Annotated in this window: 16 protein-coding genes; 12 read left to right on the forward strand and 4 right to left on the reverse strand. The window is 36.3% G+C overall.

Annotated features, from left to right (window positions below; genetic code table 11):
* Positions 1-25: 25 nt before the first annotated feature.
* The 8 genes from ACMA47_RS07890 to ACMA47_RS07925 all read left to right on the forward strand — a co-directional run bounded on the left by ACMA47_RS07890 (position 26) and on the right by ACMA47_RS07925 (position 7,692).
* A complete protein-coding gene (locus tag ACMA47_RS07890) occupies positions 26-805 on the forward strand; it encodes an alpha/beta fold hydrolase (RefSeq protein WP_413929359.1) in 780 nt (259 codons plus the stop codon).
* A 116-nt stretch (positions 806-921) separates the two neighbouring features.
* On the forward strand, positions 922-1,158 hold the full coding sequence (locus tag ACMA47_RS07895) for a microviridin/marinostatin family tricyclic proteinase inhibitor (RefSeq protein WP_034699857.1): 237 nt from the start codon (positions 922-924) through the stop codon (positions 1,156-1,158).
* Positions 1,159-1,211: 53 nt separating this feature from the next.
* Positions 1,212-1,436: a microviridin/marinostatin family tricyclic proteinase inhibitor gene (locus tag ACMA47_RS07900; protein ID WP_034699858.1), complete on the forward strand. Its 225-nt coding sequence runs from the start codon at positions 1,212-1,214 to the stop codon at positions 1,434-1,436.
* A 74-nt stretch (positions 1,437-1,510) separates the two neighbouring features.
* Positions 1,511-2,467: an MvdC family ATP-grasp ribosomal peptide maturase gene (locus ACMA47_RS07905; RefSeq protein ID WP_413929360.1), complete on the forward strand. Its 957-nt coding sequence runs from the start codon at positions 1,511-1,513 to the stop codon at positions 2,465-2,467.
* Positions 2,460-3,464, forward strand: a complete 1,005-nt coding sequence (locus ACMA47_RS07910; RefSeq protein ID WP_413929361.1) for an MvdD family ATP-grasp ribosomal peptide maturase — start codon at positions 2,460-2,462, stop codon at positions 3,462-3,464. The genes ACMA47_RS07905 and ACMA47_RS07910 overlap by 8 nt, the downstream gene beginning before the upstream one ends.
* A gap of 259 nt (positions 3,465-3,723) precedes the next feature.
* Complete coding sequence (locus ACMA47_RS07915; RefSeq protein WP_413929362.1) at positions 3,724-4,737, forward strand: NAD-dependent epimerase/dehydratase family protein; 1,014 nt, start codon at positions 3,724-3,726, stop codon at positions 4,735-4,737.
* Complete coding sequence (locus ACMA47_RS07920) at positions 4,734-6,503, forward strand: AMP-dependent synthetase/ligase (RefSeq protein ID WP_413929363.1); 1,770 nt, start codon at positions 4,734-4,736, stop codon at positions 6,501-6,503. Before ACMA47_RS07915 ends, ACMA47_RS07920 begins: the two co-directional genes overlap by 4 nt.
* A 130-nt stretch (positions 6,504-6,633) precedes the next feature.
* Positions 6,634-7,692: a diphosphomevalonate/mevalonate 3,5-bisphosphate decarboxylase family protein gene (locus ACMA47_RS07925; RefSeq protein ID WP_413929364.1), complete on the forward strand. Its 1,059-nt coding sequence runs from the start codon at positions 6,634-6,636 to the stop codon at positions 7,690-7,692.
* Between the two features lie 43 nt (positions 7,693-7,735).
* Here the strand turns inward: ACMA47_RS07925 and ACMA47_RS07930 are convergent, their stop codons facing one another.
* Complete coding sequence (locus ACMA47_RS07930) at positions 7,736-8,818, reverse strand: endonuclease/exonuclease/phosphatase family protein (RefSeq protein ID WP_413929365.1); 1,083 nt, start codon at positions 8,816-8,818, stop codon at positions 7,736-7,738.
* A gap of 108 nt (positions 8,819-8,926) precedes the next feature.
* On the opposite strand from ACMA47_RS07930, the gene ACMA47_RS07935 reads away from it, so the two are divergent.
* Together ACMA47_RS07935 and ACMA47_RS07940 are read left to right on the forward strand one after the other, a co-directional pair.
* Positions 8,927-9,367: a nuclear transport factor 2 family protein gene (locus ACMA47_RS07935; RefSeq protein ID WP_413929366.1), complete on the forward strand. Its 441-nt coding sequence runs from the start codon at positions 8,927-8,929 to the stop codon at positions 9,365-9,367.
* A 31-nt stretch (positions 9,368-9,398) separates the two neighbouring features.
* Positions 9,399-9,776: a VOC family protein gene (locus ACMA47_RS07940; RefSeq protein WP_034699868.1), complete on the forward strand. Its 378-nt coding sequence runs from the start codon at positions 9,399-9,401 to the stop codon at positions 9,774-9,776.
* 3 nt (positions 9,777-9,779) lie between these two features.
* On the opposite strand, the gene ACMA47_RS07945 is transcribed toward ACMA47_RS07940, so the two are convergent.
* Both ACMA47_RS07945 and ACMA47_RS07950 read right to left on the reverse strand, forming a co-directional pair.
* Positions 9,780-10,163, reverse strand: a complete 384-nt coding sequence (locus ACMA47_RS07945) for a DUF1634 domain-containing protein (protein ID WP_034699869.1) — start codon at positions 10,161-10,163, stop codon at positions 9,780-9,782.
* Complete coding sequence (locus ACMA47_RS07950; RefSeq protein ID WP_034699871.1) at positions 10,163-10,993, reverse strand: sulfite exporter TauE/SafE family protein; 831 nt, start codon at positions 10,991-10,993, stop codon at positions 10,163-10,165. Before ACMA47_RS07950 ends, ACMA47_RS07945 begins: the two co-directional genes overlap by 1 nt.
* Positions 10,994-11,078: 85 nt before the next feature.
* On the opposite strand from ACMA47_RS07950, the gene ACMA47_RS07955 reads away from it, so the two are divergent.
* Both ACMA47_RS07955 and ACMA47_RS07960 read left to right on the forward strand, forming a co-directional pair.
* On the forward strand, positions 11,079-11,642 hold the full coding sequence (locus tag ACMA47_RS07955; protein WP_413929367.1) for a DUF1543 domain-containing protein: 564 nt from the start codon (positions 11,079-11,081) through the stop codon (positions 11,640-11,642).
* A 24-nt stretch (positions 11,643-11,666) separates the two neighbouring features.
* Positions 11,667-12,779: a 5-(carboxyamino)imidazole ribonucleotide synthase gene (locus tag ACMA47_RS07960; RefSeq protein ID WP_413929368.1), complete on the forward strand. Its 1,113-nt coding sequence runs from the start codon at positions 11,667-11,669 to the stop codon at positions 12,777-12,779.
* A gap of 254 nt (positions 12,780-13,033) precedes the next feature.
* Here the strand turns inward: ACMA47_RS07960 and ACMA47_RS07965 are convergent, their stop codons facing one another.
* Positions 13,034-13,846 carry a hypothetical protein gene (locus ACMA47_RS07965; RefSeq protein ID WP_413929369.1) on the reverse strand — a complete coding sequence of 271 codons (813 nt, stop codon included), beginning with the start codon at positions 13,844-13,846 and terminating at the stop codon, positions 13,034-13,036.
* Between the last annotated feature and the right edge of the window lie 137 nt (positions 13,847-13,983).

Raw genomic sequence — 13,983 nt, forward strand, 5'->3', positions numbered from 1 at the left:
TTTCTCACATCTAACTTCTAAAAATATGGAAATTTTAAATTCAAAAATATTCGGCGAAAATGTAAACAATACGCCACTTCTTGTATTTCACGGATTGTTCGGAATGCTTGACAACTGGGGAAGTTTCGGAAAAGATCTGGGAGAATATCTTCCGGTACACCTGATCGATCTTAGAAACCATGGAAGAAGCTTTCATTCAGACAGCATGTCTCATGATGACCTTGCAGATGATATTGCCCGTTATATGGATCATTATGGCATTCAGAAAGCACATGTTTTAGGGCATTCTTTAGGCGGAAAAGCAGTGATGCAGTTTGCCATAAAATATCCTGAACGTGTTGAAAAACTGATTGTTGTAGATATTTCACCAAAAGCATATCCACCGCATCATCAGGGAATTATCAAAGCTCTGGAAACCGTTGACTTCGATACAGTATCTTCAAGAAATGAAGTGGAAGCTGTTTTGAACCAATATATTCCGGAAAGATCTACTGTACAGTTTTTGACGAAAAATCTGTATTGGGATGACAATAAAAAACTAGGTTGGAGATTCAATCTTAAGACATTATCTGAAAAATATACTGAATTTGTTTCCAATGCGATTAAATTCGGTGTTTTTGAAGGTGAAACCTTGTTTATAGCCGGGGCAAAATCCAATTATATCCTTCCGCAGGACGAATTCGGAATCAAGCAGCAATTCCCTAAAGCTAAAATAGTGACGGTAAAAAATGCAGGACATTGGGTACAAGCGGAAAATCCTGTCGATTTTGCAAATGTAGTTAAGGAGTTTCTTGGTTTGAATTAATTTTATTCTTTGAATTGTGATGTTATGTTAAATTTTTATTAAAACGTAATATTATTTCTCCATGATTTGAATTTTTTGTACTTTGGATTTTCAAAAAACAATAAAAATATTAACTTATGGAAAACAAAAATTCAAAAAAGAAGCCATTTTTTGCGTCATTCTTAGAAAAACAGGTTAAAGACCCTGAAACAGTAAAAGGAGGAGGTATTACTTCTGTATTGGCAGATCAGATTACTACATCTCTTCAGGATCAGATCACAACTCCTATTAAGGATAATGTTACAAAACCTGACAATGACAATGTAACGATGAAATATCCTTCTGACGGTGATGAGGATGTTTTAGAAGCATAAGAAATATACTAAAGCTTAAGCTAAATTATATATCAAACCAAAACTAAAACATTATGAAAAGCAACAACTCAAAGAAGAAGCCGTTTTTCGCATCATTCTTAGAAAAACAGGTTAAAGATCCGGAAACGGTAAAAGGAGGAAGTGACATCACACTTGCTGAAAGAGATTTGATCACAAAACCGACAATAGATACGGTAACTTCTCCAAAAGATGATATGATGCACACGCTGAAATATCCTTCTGACGGTGATGATGATACAATCACTCTTCCACTGTAAGATCAGAACGAATTTTAAATAAAATAGTAGGGGAAACTTAAATAGTAAGTTTCCCTTTTTAATAAAACCGGCAAATGATTCTCTGCATCACCCATTCACAGGATTTTTATAATATTGATCTCTTTTTCGAATACCTGAACTCCCAAAATATTCCTTATTTCAGATTGAATTCCGATCGTCTGAATCACCTTCAGAAAATCAGTATTCATGAGGATTCATTTGAACTGACGGATGAATTGGGAAATACGATCCATTCTGACACTATAAAAGGCGTATGGCACAGAAAAGCCTGGAGGATCAGTGCTCCCGAAGAACTGGATCAGGATTATGAAAAAATCTTTCTCAACGAATATGGAAGCCTGAGGTATAATCTGATGACTGCTTTAGAACATATTCCCTGGATCAACCCTTATGAAAATGAAAAAAAAATAGATGGAAATAAGATATTTCAGCTGAAAATAGCACAAAGAAATAACTTAACCATTCCCAAAACCATTTTTTCCAATGATGAAGAAAAAATAACGACATTTTTCTATCAATACTGCCAGGGAAAAGCCATTGCGAAGCTTCACGGAGTTATCGCCAAAACAATGTCAGGGGAAAACATGATTTCCACTACAGTCATTGAGGAAGAATCTTTGGAACACCTTTCAGATATCGCTTACTGTCCGATGATTTTTCAACCCTATATTGACAAAGAATATGAATTACGAATCGTGTATGTAGACGGTGAGTTTTTCACAGGAAAAATCAATAACAGTGAAAATGCGGACTGGAGAGTAGCCCGCGAAGGGTATTTCTGGGAAGCATACGAATTACCTGATGCTGTGAAAGTCAATCTCACTTCCATGATGAAAGAAATGGGACTTTATATAGGAGCGATCGATATGATTAAGGGAAGAGACAGTATTTATTACTTCCTTGAAGTCAATCCTCAGGGAGAGTGGGGAATGCTTCAGAAAGAGCTGGGATTTCCTATTGCAGAAAGAATTGCCGACAACCTTATCAAAAGAATTAATTTCCATGAATAAAATTTTAATAATTACCCATACCGCAGATAACTTTTCCATTGAAAAAGTAACAGAATACATTGAAAAAAATAATTGTGAAGTCATTCGCTTCGATGTAGACGTTTATCCATTACAAAACAAATTATCTACTATTTTCCAGGATGGAGAATGGGTAAGTTATCTGGAAACGCCTGAAGCAAAACATCGTTTGGACGATATTTCAGCCATCTGGTACAGAAGAGCCTACAATATCGGAAAAGGATTAAAAGAAGAAATGGACTCTAAATTTTACGGTGCGGCTATGGGAGAAATCAGAAATACCCTTTTTGGTTTCTTTGAATCTGTGGATGCTTATTCTTTAGGAAAACCAAGTATTTACAGAAGACTCGACAGTAAGGAAGAACAATTGAAAATTGCAGATAAATTAGGGCTGACCATTCCGGCAACCTGTCTTACCAACAATCCGGATGAAGCAAGGAAATTTATTGTAAAACATCAAAATGTGGTGGCTAAAATGCAGACCGGTTTTGCTATTTATGAAGATGGAGTAGAAAATGTAGTGTTTACAAACGTTGTTGGCGAAGATAAACTGGAAGAGCTGGATTCATTGTTGTATTGTCCTATGCAGTTTCAGCAGATGATTCAGAAGAAAAAAGAACTTCGTATTACCATTGTGGGAAGAGACGTTTACGCATTCGAAATAGATTCCCAACAGTCTGAAGATGCTAAAGTAGACTGGAGAAAAGACGGAATTAATCTGATTGATAAATGGAACAGAACAGAACTTCCGGCAGATGTAGAAGCAAAATTGCTTGAATTGCTTGATACTTATAATGTGGATTATGGAGCTATAGATATGATTGTTTCCCCTGAAGACGAATATTATTTTATCGAGATCAATGCTGCCGGAGAATTCTTCTGGCTGGATAATCTTACAGAAGGAAACCTTATTTCGAAGAGTATTGCAGACGTTCTTTGCGACAAAGCTCCAAGAAGAAATAATGAAGTAATGGCTTAAACAATTAAGCATTTTTAAATATAAAAAGTCCTGAAAGTTGTCAATTCTTTCAGGATTTTTATGTTAGATAATCTGGTGGAGTTATAATTTTTCGGTTTGTTGTATTCAGAATGATAATATTGGTTAAATTAAGTTGAATTATGCTTTAAAAATCGCAAATTTGCAAAAACGGTTTTTCTAAAGAATTTTTACCGATCCGGAAGAATTGCCGGATAGAAAATATTGTTATATTTTAGTCAGCAATCAAGTAAAATAATTAATGATTTTTGTAACGGGTGCTACCGGAATTCTGGGAAGAATAATTGTACTGGAACTTCTTAAAAGAGGGAAAAATGTACGTGCTTCCAAACGACCGGGCAGCAATTTAAACGAAGTAAAGCATTCATACAGCTTTTATACGGAGAATCCTGATGATTTTTTCAATAAAATTGAATGGATTAACGTAGATTTTGATGATCTCGATTCTTTAAAAACTGCACTGCAAGGTGTAGATGAGGTGTATCACTGTGCTGCAAAAGTAAGCTTTCATCCCAAAGATGAAAAAGAAATGTACCATACCAATATCAAGGGTACAGAAAATCTATTGTTTGCCTGCGAAGGATCAGACGTTAAAAAATTCCTCCATGTAAGTTCTGTTGCCGTTCTTGATAATTTCAATGAAAAAGGAGAACTGGACGAAGATTCTGACTTTAATCCAAAACTTGAACATTCTGCATACGCCATTTCTAAGCATTTATCAGAAATGGAAGCATGGAGAGCGTCAGCAGAAGGTCTGAATGTGGTGATTATCAATCCTGGAATGATTGTAGGAAGCGGAAACTGGAATCAAAGCAGCGGTGAGCTTTTCTCAACCTTTGAAGACAATAGCTTTACTTTTTCAGGAGGCTCTGCCTACGTTGACGTAAGAGACGTTGCCAATACGGCTATCGGATTAATGGAAAATAACCTTTTCGGAGAACGTTTTATTATTGTTGCTGAAAATAACAGATATGCAGACCTTGCCAAACAGGTAAGAACCCGATTGGGGCTTAAAGATGCAAGAATTCTTTCACAATCTGTACTCAATATCGGAAGAGTAGCCAACACCCTTTTCGGATGGCTGATTCCCAAACTGAAAATGGTCACCAAATCAAATATTGAGGCCATCTCTTCATTCAACACCATTTCCAATCACAAAGTCAAAGAAAAACTGAACTATCAGTTTATTCCCGTAAAAGAAAGTATAGACTTTCACCTGAACAATTATATTAACGACAAAAAGCTGAAGAAATGAATCTTGCAGAGGCAATTATCCTTAAAAATGTAGAAAAACATCCTATAAAAGCGGCCATCGGATTTAAAAAGAAAGATGCAGCCTGGAAAGAGCTGAGCTGGAAAAAATTCAGTGAAATTATTTTTAAAACAGCTAATGCTTTAAAAGAATCCGGAGTTCAGGAGAATGACAGAGTCGCTATTTATTCAGACAATTCATCAGAATGGATGATCATGGATCTGGCTTCAATGGCTATCGGTGCTGTCACAGTACCTATTTATTCTACCAACAATGCTGAGCAGGCAGAACATATCATCAACGATTCCGGTGCTAAAGCCGTTTTAGTAGGAAATCAGATGCAGTACGATGCCTGTCTTGAGTTTTTACATAAAGAAGAAAATAACCTGGAAACGATTATTGTTTCCAAAAAAGCGGTTTGGATCAAAAAAGAATTCAACAGTTTTTATCTTGAAGATTTCATCGCAAAAGCTTCACCCGAGCTGGAGATCTGTAAGAAAGAAAATGATGATACCGCTACATTAATCTATACTTCCGGAACTACCGGAATCCCAAAAGGAGTAATGCTTACCCATGGGAATTTTATCAAAGCATTCGATTCACACTTTGAATTTTTTAAGTTTAAAAACTTTGAAGAAGAACTTTCATTAGCATTCTTACCTTTAAGCCATGTTTTTGAAAGAAGCTGGAGTTTACTTTGTTTATACGGTGGTGCCCGTGTGTATTTCCTTGAAGATCCGAAAAATGTTGCCAAAGCACTGGAAGAAGTAAAACCTACCGCCATGTGTGCCGTACCGAGATTTTTCCAGAAAGTATATGCAGGCGTTTTGGAAAAAGCAGAAGAAGGTTCATCCTTGAAGAAAAAGATCTTTGACTGGGCGCTTAAAACCGGATGGGAAACTGCCGAATTAAGAAGAAATGAACAACCCATTCCTTTTGGATTAAAATTCAAAGAAGCTATAGCAGATAGATTGGTTTTCAGTAAAATAAAAGAAAAAATGGGTGGCAGACTTTGGTTCTTACCTTGTGGTGGAGCTTCATTGTCGCCAGAGGTTACCCGTTTCTTTGAGTCAGTGGGAATTCACGTGACTGTTGGATATGGATTAACGGAAACTACTGCAACATTGACGCTTTTCCCTCTCACTCACTTTGAACATGGTACGAGTGGAAAACCACTTCCGGGAGTAGAAATGCGTATCGGAGAAAATGACGAAATCCAGGCCAGAGGGAACGGAATCATGAAAGGGTACTATAAAAAACCTGAAGAAACCGAGAAAGTATTCACAGAAGACGGATGGTTCAAAACGGGTGATGCCGGAAAGTTTGATGAGAAAGGAAACCTGATTATTACGGACAGAATCAAAGACCTGATGAAAACTTCCAACGGAAAATACATTGCTCCGCAACAGATTGAAAACCTTTTAACTAACAATAATTTTATCCAGCAGATCATGCTGATTGCGGAAGGAAGACAGTTTGTTTCAGCATTGATTGTTCCTAATTTTGAATTTTTACAGGATTATATCAAAAAAAATAATATTCCTTTTACCAATTGGGAAGAGGCTGTAAAAAATGAAAAGATAGTTCATCTTTATAAAGAGAAAATAAAAGAATTACAGGATCATCTTGCAGACTATGAAAAAGTGAAGAAATTCACTTTAATGCCGGCAGAATTTGACATCAATACAGGAGAAATCACTCCTACACTGAAAGTCAAAAGAAATGTAGTGATCAAAAAATATGCAGATATTATAGAGAAGATGTACTAAAAATTTTTTGACCTCCTGTTTTCGCATCAATTACAACTGAAGATGTGAAAATTCCCCTTCCTTGGAGAGGCAGCGAAAATTCAAAGAATTTTTGACAGGGGTGATTCAAAATAATGACTTAAATTAAACTATGACGACACAAGATTTTATAGGAAAAGAAAATTTCACCATTCATACCCAAACGGTTTCAGAAAGCTGTCCGTCTAATATTGCCCTGATTAAATACTGGGGGAAATATGCTGATCAGATTCCTGCAAACCCTAGTATCAGCTATACTTTAAACCATTGTAAAACCAATACTTCAATGGAGTTTACTGCAAATGAATCTTTTTCAGTGCAGACTTTCCTGGCTGGAAATGAAGAAGTGAAGTTTGCCGAGAAAATTGAAAAATATTTCAGAAATATAGAGCAGTATCTTCCGTGGATTTTAAAAGGGAAATATATTATCAGAACAGAGAATACATTTCCACACAGTTCCGGTATTGCCAGCTCAGCTTCAGGATTTGGAGCTATTGCAAAATGTCTGATGGCATTGGATGCTTCCTTTACAGAAAAAACTTCCGAAGAAGAATCTTTGAGAAAAGCTTCATTTTTAGCAAGACTAGGAAGTGGAAGTGCATGCCGAAGCTTATATAATGGTCTTGTTGTATGGGGAAAAACTGATGAGGTAGCAGGAAGCTCAGACTTGTTCGGAGTACAGTATCCAGATACCGAAATTCATGAAGTTTTCAAAAATTTTAATGACTGGGTTTTACTGATTCATGAAGGCCAGAAAAGTGTTTCTTCAACGGTAGGACATGGTTTGATGAATACCAATCCTTATGCAGAAAGAAGATTCCAGGAAGCGAGGGAAAACTTTGTCCCAATGAAAGAGATCCTGAAAAACGGAGACATGGAACGTTTTATCAAACTGGTAGAACACGAAGCACTTACATTACATGCAATGATGATGATGAGTGATCCTGCTTTTATCCTGATGAAAACAGGAACATTGGAAGTCATCAATAAAATCTGGGATTTCAGAACCGAAACAGGACTTCCTTTATTCTTTACCCTGGATGCAGGAGCTAATGTTCACCTTCTGTTTCCAAATAATGGTTCTGACGAACAGATCAAAGCCTTTATTGAAGCTGAATTATTACAACACACTCAAAAGAATGGAGTAGTGAAGGATATAATGAAATTTTAAATAAGAATAAATATTCAATAGGAGTGGGCTTTAGCCCACTTTTTTAATCCTCAGTAACAACAGCTTCCCGGTCTCCATCTTCTTTCTTTCCTTCCTCTATCATGATTTCAGCCTCTGCTTTTTCTTCAGCAGTTGCTGTTTCTATAAGCTCTTCCTGTTCATCATTGTGATGATCTATAAAAAATTCGCAGTATACCGGAAGATGGTCTGAACCAAAATTTTTCAAAGTCTTCAGCTGTTTAATAAAAATATCTTCACTGTGAAACATCAGATCAATAGGAAACCTTAAAAGACGGTATTTCGCATGAAAGGTAGAAACAAAAGAATGCCCGATTCTGGGATCTATAAGATGACTCGTTTTTCTGAAAAGTACAGATGATCTCGACCATGCAACATTATTGAAGTCTCCTACCACTATAACAGGTTTTTTGATGTCTTTCACACATTTGGCTGTGCTTAGAAGATCGCCGTCTCTTTCCTTTGAGGTTTCTTCTTCTGTAGGACTCGGCGGGGGCGGGTGTACCCCAAAGAAAACAAAAGAAAAACCATCAGCTGTTTTCATGTGGATCTCAATACTCGGAATATCATCAGCCACAAAATAATGAGTCTTTGCTTCTTTGATTTCAATTCTGGAATAAAAATGCATGCCGTAGGTATTTTCAAGAGTTACCTTATGCTGATAACCATATTCTTTTTCTAAAGATCTCATGGCCTTTTCCCAGTCACCATTACTTTCCATAGTCATGAAAAAATCAGGATTATGCTTTTTAACAAGACCAATAAATTTCTCATACTCTTTATTGAACTGATAAACATTGGCAGAAATAAAATGCAGATTATCAGAAGATTTGTGGCGCTGTCTGTGCTTCTTTACAGGGTAGAAACGGGTGTACTTGATAAGCGTATGGCTATGATGAACAAACAAAACAAGGAGAACGCCCTGATAATACCATAAATATTCCTTAGAATCTGTAAAAAAGCCTAATATAAAAGTGAAAAAGATAAGATAAGTAACCTGTATTTTAGCAAATTCCGGAACTCTGAATATCCAGTGAGAATGCTGTATTTTTGGTAATATAGTCATGACCAGAAGAAGTATGGCCAGAGTCAGGTAAATAATCCACATATAAAAGCTCTGAAATAATTGGGTTACAATTTAAGGAAAATGAATTTTAAAATTTGTTAATCAATTTAAATTTTATTTTATCTATTTTTATTTCTTAAAATTCATCATATGAAAAAAATTGCCGGTATTCTTCTGCTTGTCAGTATTTCAGTTTTCGGTCAACAGAATCAGGATATTGAAAAACCTATCCGTAATCTGTTTCTTGGTATGAAAAATGCAGATCCGGAATTGGTAAAGTCAGCTTTTGCGGAGAATGCAGTGCTTCAAACCATCACAAAAGACGGTACTGTAAAAAGTGATAGTATACATGATTTTGTTACTTCAGTTTCTAAGTTTCCAAAGGGAGACCTGGAAGAAAGAATTATAGTAGAAGCCATTCATACGGATGGAAATCTGGCAAGCGTGTTTACCCCTTATTCTTTTTATGTAAAGGGAAAATTATCCCATTGCGGAGCTAATAGTTTTCAATTGGTGAAGCAGAATAATGAATGGAAAATACAGTATATTATTGACACAAGAAGAAAAGATAACTGTAAAGAAATACAATAGTAGAATTAAGAAGTAGATTAAAATTAAAAAAATGAAAATCCATCATATCGCCATCATCTGTTCAGATTATGCTGTTTCAAAGAAATTTTATACAGAAATTTTAGAACTGAATATCATCCGCGAAGTATACCGTGAAGAAAGACAGTCATATAAACTTGATCTGGCAATCGGGGAGCATTATGTGATAGAACTATTTTCTTTTCCTGATCCGCCACAACGTCCGTCACGTCCTGAAGCATGTGGCTTAAGACATCTTGCTTTCTCAGTGGAGAATGTGACTGAAAAACGAAATGAACTGGTAGAAAAAGGATTAATCTGTGAAGAAATCCGCATAGATGAATTCACCGGAAAAGAATTTTTCTTTACCCAGGATCCCGACCAGCTGCCTTTAGAGTTCTATGAAATGTAAAAATTAGTGGGCGTAACCTGCAAAGAAACTCACCGCCATAATTGCTAAAACAATAGAAGAAATGACTACATATACGTAGTCTTTTTCTTTTAAATAGCCTATTAATGCGAAAACAATTCTCATCAGAGGTGTGAAGATCAGCAAAAGAATACCCAGCTGAATAATAGCCGTACCTTCTCCTTTACATAAAGAGTCCCAGAAATGTCCCCAGACCTTTTCAGAAGAAGTACCTACCACAAGACTGGTATATTTTTCGGGCATTTTAAAACCTTCAAAAAATAACTTGATAAAACCAATCAATGATGTAGCCACAGACAGAATAACACCCAGTCTCAGAAGATTTCCTACCGAACGGTTCAGATCTACATCTGTAAAATTCTTTTTCATTATCTGAAGCTTTTGTTGATACCGTTATACATCATGTAAATTGAAAGAATGGTAATCACAATAGCAAAAAATACTTTTAATTTTTTGGTCTTTGATACCATTAGCGTTTTTGAACCTATAAAACTTCCGATGACAACACCAATCAATACCGGTGCTACAATGACAGGAATAATCTCACCTCTCTGGAAATAGATCAGGGCACTGGCTACTGCTGTTACTCCGATCATGAAATTACTGGTAGTGGTAGATACTTTGAAAGGAAGCTTCATCATATTGTCCATCGCCAATACCTTCAATGCTCCCGAACCTATTCCTAAAAGTCCGGACATTGCTCCTGCAAACATCATCATCAAAAATCCAGGAATGGTATTTCTTGCAGAATAGCTTTTCAAAACTCCTTTATCAGGGAATGTTCCGTACAGTTTCAGCTTCTCTTCAAGACTTCCTTTCACCAAAGGTTCCTGGTGATCCGGTTTTCCTTTAAGGTTTAAAATAACCGTTAAAAGAAGGATACTTGCGAAAATAATTCCAATTGTATTGGGGTTAAGCATTCCTGACACCAGAGCGCCCACAATAGCTCCTGCGGTGGTGGCTATTTCGAGAAACATCCCGATTCTCATATTCGTAAAACCTTCTTTTACGAAAGCTACAGCCGCACCGGAAGAGGTTCCGATCACAGAGATGAGCGAAGCACCGATAGCATAATGCATTGGAACGCCAAAACCTAGCGTTAATAAAGGAATGATGATAACTCCCCCTCCTAAACCCGTAAGTGAACCTAAAAGACCCGCGGAAATTGCGCCAAGGAAGAGTATGATGATTTCTGACATACTACAAATAATACTACAAATATAAAATTATTGTAGTAGTCTGCCAAACATTTGAAAAAGATAAATTTAACGTATTTTTGTATGCATGAAAAATGAATTGAAATTATTTTATGTCATCCTCGGGGCAACACCCAAAGGCAGAAATATTGAGCAGCACGATGTTTTCTTCGGAATAGCGGAGAATCTGAAAGATCTGATTCCTGATATGAAAGAATTTTGGAAGGAAGCAGAAGGAAAAATTCACCTGGATTGTTACCAGGAAGTGAGATTTGCAGACGGGTACAAGGTGGAAATTGTAGAAAAAGGGGAGAAAACATCAGAAAACCAGTTGTTTTTTCTGAATCTAGGAGGTTATAAGCCTGGTTTCTTTGAAGAGTTTCATGAGCAGCACTTAATGGTAGGACAGTCTATGGGAGAGATTGTGAAAAGAGCAAAAGCTACCGAATTCTATCAGACCATGGGGTTTGAAGGGGCAGTAAGTCATATTGATGATAAGCATGGAGTGGATATTGATGATATTTTCAATGTAAGTGATATCCTTCCTTCTTATATGAAAGAAAAATATGCGATCATTCTTCAAAAGTCTGATGAAGAAAATCAGGAGAACCCAATGGGGCTAGGCTATTTAAAAATTGATAAAATTCAATAAGAGTAAATCTAATAAAAATAAAAAATGAAAATAGGAATTCTGGGAGGCGGACAGCTGGGAAGAATGTTGATACAAAGTGCACTGAAGTATGATGATGAGTTTTATACTCTGGATCCGGCTTCTGATGCACCATGTCATAATATCTCGTATTTTACGCAGGGAAATTTCAATGACTATGAAACGGTTTTAAACTTCGGAAAAGATAAAGATGTTGTAACCATTGAAATAGAACACGTAAATGCTGATGCACTGGCAGAACTTGAAAAACAGGGAATAAAAGTGGTTCCCAATGCCAATATCATCAAAACAATTCAGCAAAAAATCCTTCAGAAAGAATTTTATAAAGCTCATGATATTCCGAGCCCGGAATTTCAGGTGGTATGGAACAATGATGAGAAAATCATCATGCCATTGCCGTTTGTTCAGAAAATGAATACAGGAGGCTACGATGGAAAAGGAGTACAGGTGATCAAAACGGAAGAAGACTATCAGCAATTATGGACAGAGGCTTCTGTGATTGAAAGTCTTGTAGACATTGAAAAAGAACTTTCTGTTATCGTCGCAAGAAATGAAAAAGGAGAAACCAATATTTTCCCGGTAACGGAAATGGTGGCTGATCCAAAGCTGAATCTTTTAGATTTCAATGTTTGTCCGGTTCTTCTGACGGAAGATGTTCAGAACCAGATTGATTCTATTACTGAGAAATTCTTAGCTGCAGTAAACTCTCCGGGATTATTTGCCATCGAATTATTCCTTGATAAAGAAGGAAAAATATGGGTGAATGAAACTGCTCCAAGACTTCACAATTCAGGTCACCAGAGTCAGGAAGGAAATACCAACTCGCAATTTGAGCAGATGTATCGTGTGGTGAAAAACTTACCTTTAGCAGATACCGATGCTATCACTTACAGCGGAATGCTGAACCTGGTAGGAGCAGAAGGATATTCCGGAAAAGTAGTGTATGAAGGAATGGATGATGTTCTTAAGCTTCCTGAAACTTACATCCACCTATATGGAAAAACAGAAACCAAACCGGGAAGAAAGATGGGGCACATCAACGTTCTTGCAGATTCCAGAGAAGAGCTGATGGAAAAGCTTGTACAGGTGAAAGGAATGGTAAGAGTGATTGCTGAGTAATATCATTTTACAATAAATAAGGGAGTTGTTTTTAAAGTTAAAACAGCTCCCTTTTATTTTGTTTTTGAACTCATTCAATAGGAAAACGGGCTATTATCCTGAGCGTAGTCGAAGGGAGCCCGTTTATCAATAATTATCCATTCAAATGGCTTTAGCCAAAACTTAATTTTAGGTTTCGGCTAAAGCCAAATGTATTCATATTTTTTATATCGGGCTAAAGCCCGATCCTATTGATAATATAATTGCTTTTATAATTAAGGATTCTTAACCACCTCAATATTGTCTTTTTTATAATTGTATTTAATATAAGTTCCTAAAGCTGTTGACAAAACAGAAAATTCTTCCAGCGTGGTAAGCGGTGCATAGAGTTTAAAAGTACAAATGTCCGTTGCTGAAATAAAAGGATTGGTTACCAAATGGCTGTGAGTAGACATGGTTACTGTTCCTCCATTTTCCAATACTGTAGAGGTTGGAATAAGTCTTGAATGGAATTTTTTATGGGAAAGAATATTCCCTTTTTTATCAGAAACAAAAAGATAATCATTTCCGAAAGGAATGACTCCGGATTGTGAGGTACCTGGTATTAAATATACTTTATAGTTCTCATTAAACGGGATAATAATCATATTAAGACTATAGCCTTGTGGTACTGTTACCGCATATTTTGGATCGGATAACTGCGGAATAATAGTAGAACGGATATTTTTTAATGTGTTTTCAGTTTCATTAATTACCCTTTCTTTAAAATTTTCTTTCACCGGTTTTGCTTGGTTATTTTTGAAAGAAAGTTCTGCGATCACCATATTACCGGCTTTATTAAGAAAGGAAGTTTTGATGGTGTCATTTTTCTGGTATGTGATATAGCTTCCGGTATTTTCAGCAAGCCTTTTATTGCTGCCTACAAGATCTCCTGCATGCCATGACGCATTTTCGTAAGAGTAGAGTAGATTTCCTTCAGTTTTGATAGAATCCAGTTTCTTTTTCAGCTCTTTATCAGAAAGAGTAAGGCTTTGTGCAGAAAGAATGATGGACATAAAAAAGAAGAGAAATCCGATAGTTTGTTTCATAGGTTATTTTTTTGGCCAAAATACGAAATTCAATAAGAATTGGCTTTAGCTGAAACTTAATTTTAGGTTTCGGCTAAAGCCAATTGTATTTATGTTATTCTTATTCATATCGGGCTAAAGCCCGATCCTATTGATGA

The sequence above is a fragment of the Chryseobacterium sp. T20 genome (assembly GCF_047345655.1).
Lineage (GTDB): Bacteria > Bacteroidota > Bacteroidia > Flavobacteriales > Weeksellaceae > Chryseobacterium.

Excerpts from the sequence above, each read along its gene's own strand:
- ACMA47_RS07930 (WP_413929365.1), bottom strand. The coding sequence starts at position 8,818 with ATGTGGATTATTTACCTGACTCTGGCCATACTTCTTCTGGTCATGACT.
- ACMA47_RS07960 (WP_413929368.1), top strand. The coding sequence starts at position 11,667 with ATGAAAATAGGAATTCTGGGAGGCGGACAGCTGGGAAGAATGTTGATA.
- ACMA47_RS07925 (WP_413929364.1), top strand. The coding sequence starts at position 6,634 with ATGACGACACAAGATTTTATAGGAAAAGAAAATTTCACCATTCATACC.
- ACMA47_RS07945 (WP_034699869.1), bottom strand. The coding sequence starts at position 10,163 with ATGAAAAAGAATTTTACAGATGTAGATCTGAACCGTTCGGTAGGAAAT.
- ACMA47_RS07935 (WP_413929366.1), top strand. The coding sequence starts at position 8,927 with ATGAAAAAAATTGCCGGTATTCTTCTGCTTGTCAGTATTTCAGTTTTC.
- ACMA47_RS07895 (WP_034699857.1), top strand. The coding sequence starts at position 922 with ATGGAAAACAAAAATTCAAAAAAGAAGCCATTTTTTGCGTCATTCTTA.
- ACMA47_RS07955 (WP_413929367.1), top strand. The coding sequence starts at position 11,079 with ATGAAAAATGAATTGAAATTATTTTATGTCATCCTCGGGGCAACACCC.
- ACMA47_RS07965 (WP_413929369.1), bottom strand. The coding sequence starts at position 13,846 with ATGAAACAAACTATCGGATTTCTCTTCTTTTTTATGTCCATCATTCTT.
- ACMA47_RS07890 (WP_413929359.1), top strand. The coding sequence starts at position 26 with ATGGAAATTTTAAATTCAAAAATATTCGGCGAAAATGTAAACAATACG.
- ACMA47_RS07900 (WP_034699858.1), top strand. The coding sequence starts at position 1,212 with ATGAAAAGCAACAACTCAAAGAAGAAGCCGTTTTTCGCATCATTCTTA.
- ACMA47_RS07920 (WP_413929363.1), top strand. The coding sequence starts at position 4,734 with ATGAATCTTGCAGAGGCAATTATCCTTAAAAATGTAGAAAAACATCCT.
- ACMA47_RS07915 (WP_413929362.1), top strand. The coding sequence starts at position 3,724 with ATGATTTTTGTAACGGGTGCTACCGGAATTCTGGGAAGAATAATTGTA.
- ACMA47_RS07950 (WP_034699871.1), bottom strand. The coding sequence starts at position 10,993 with ATGTCAGAAATCATCATACTCTTCCTTGGCGCAATTTCCGCGGGTCTT.
- ACMA47_RS07940 (WP_034699868.1), top strand. The coding sequence starts at position 9,399 with ATGAAAATCCATCATATCGCCATCATCTGTTCAGATTATGCTGTTTCA.
- ACMA47_RS07910 (WP_413929361.1), top strand. The coding sequence starts at position 2,460 with ATGAATAAAATTTTAATAATTACCCATACCGCAGATAACTTTTCCATT.
- ACMA47_RS07905 (WP_413929360.1), top strand. The coding sequence starts at position 1,511 with ATGATTCTCTGCATCACCCATTCACAGGATTTTTATAATATTGATCTC.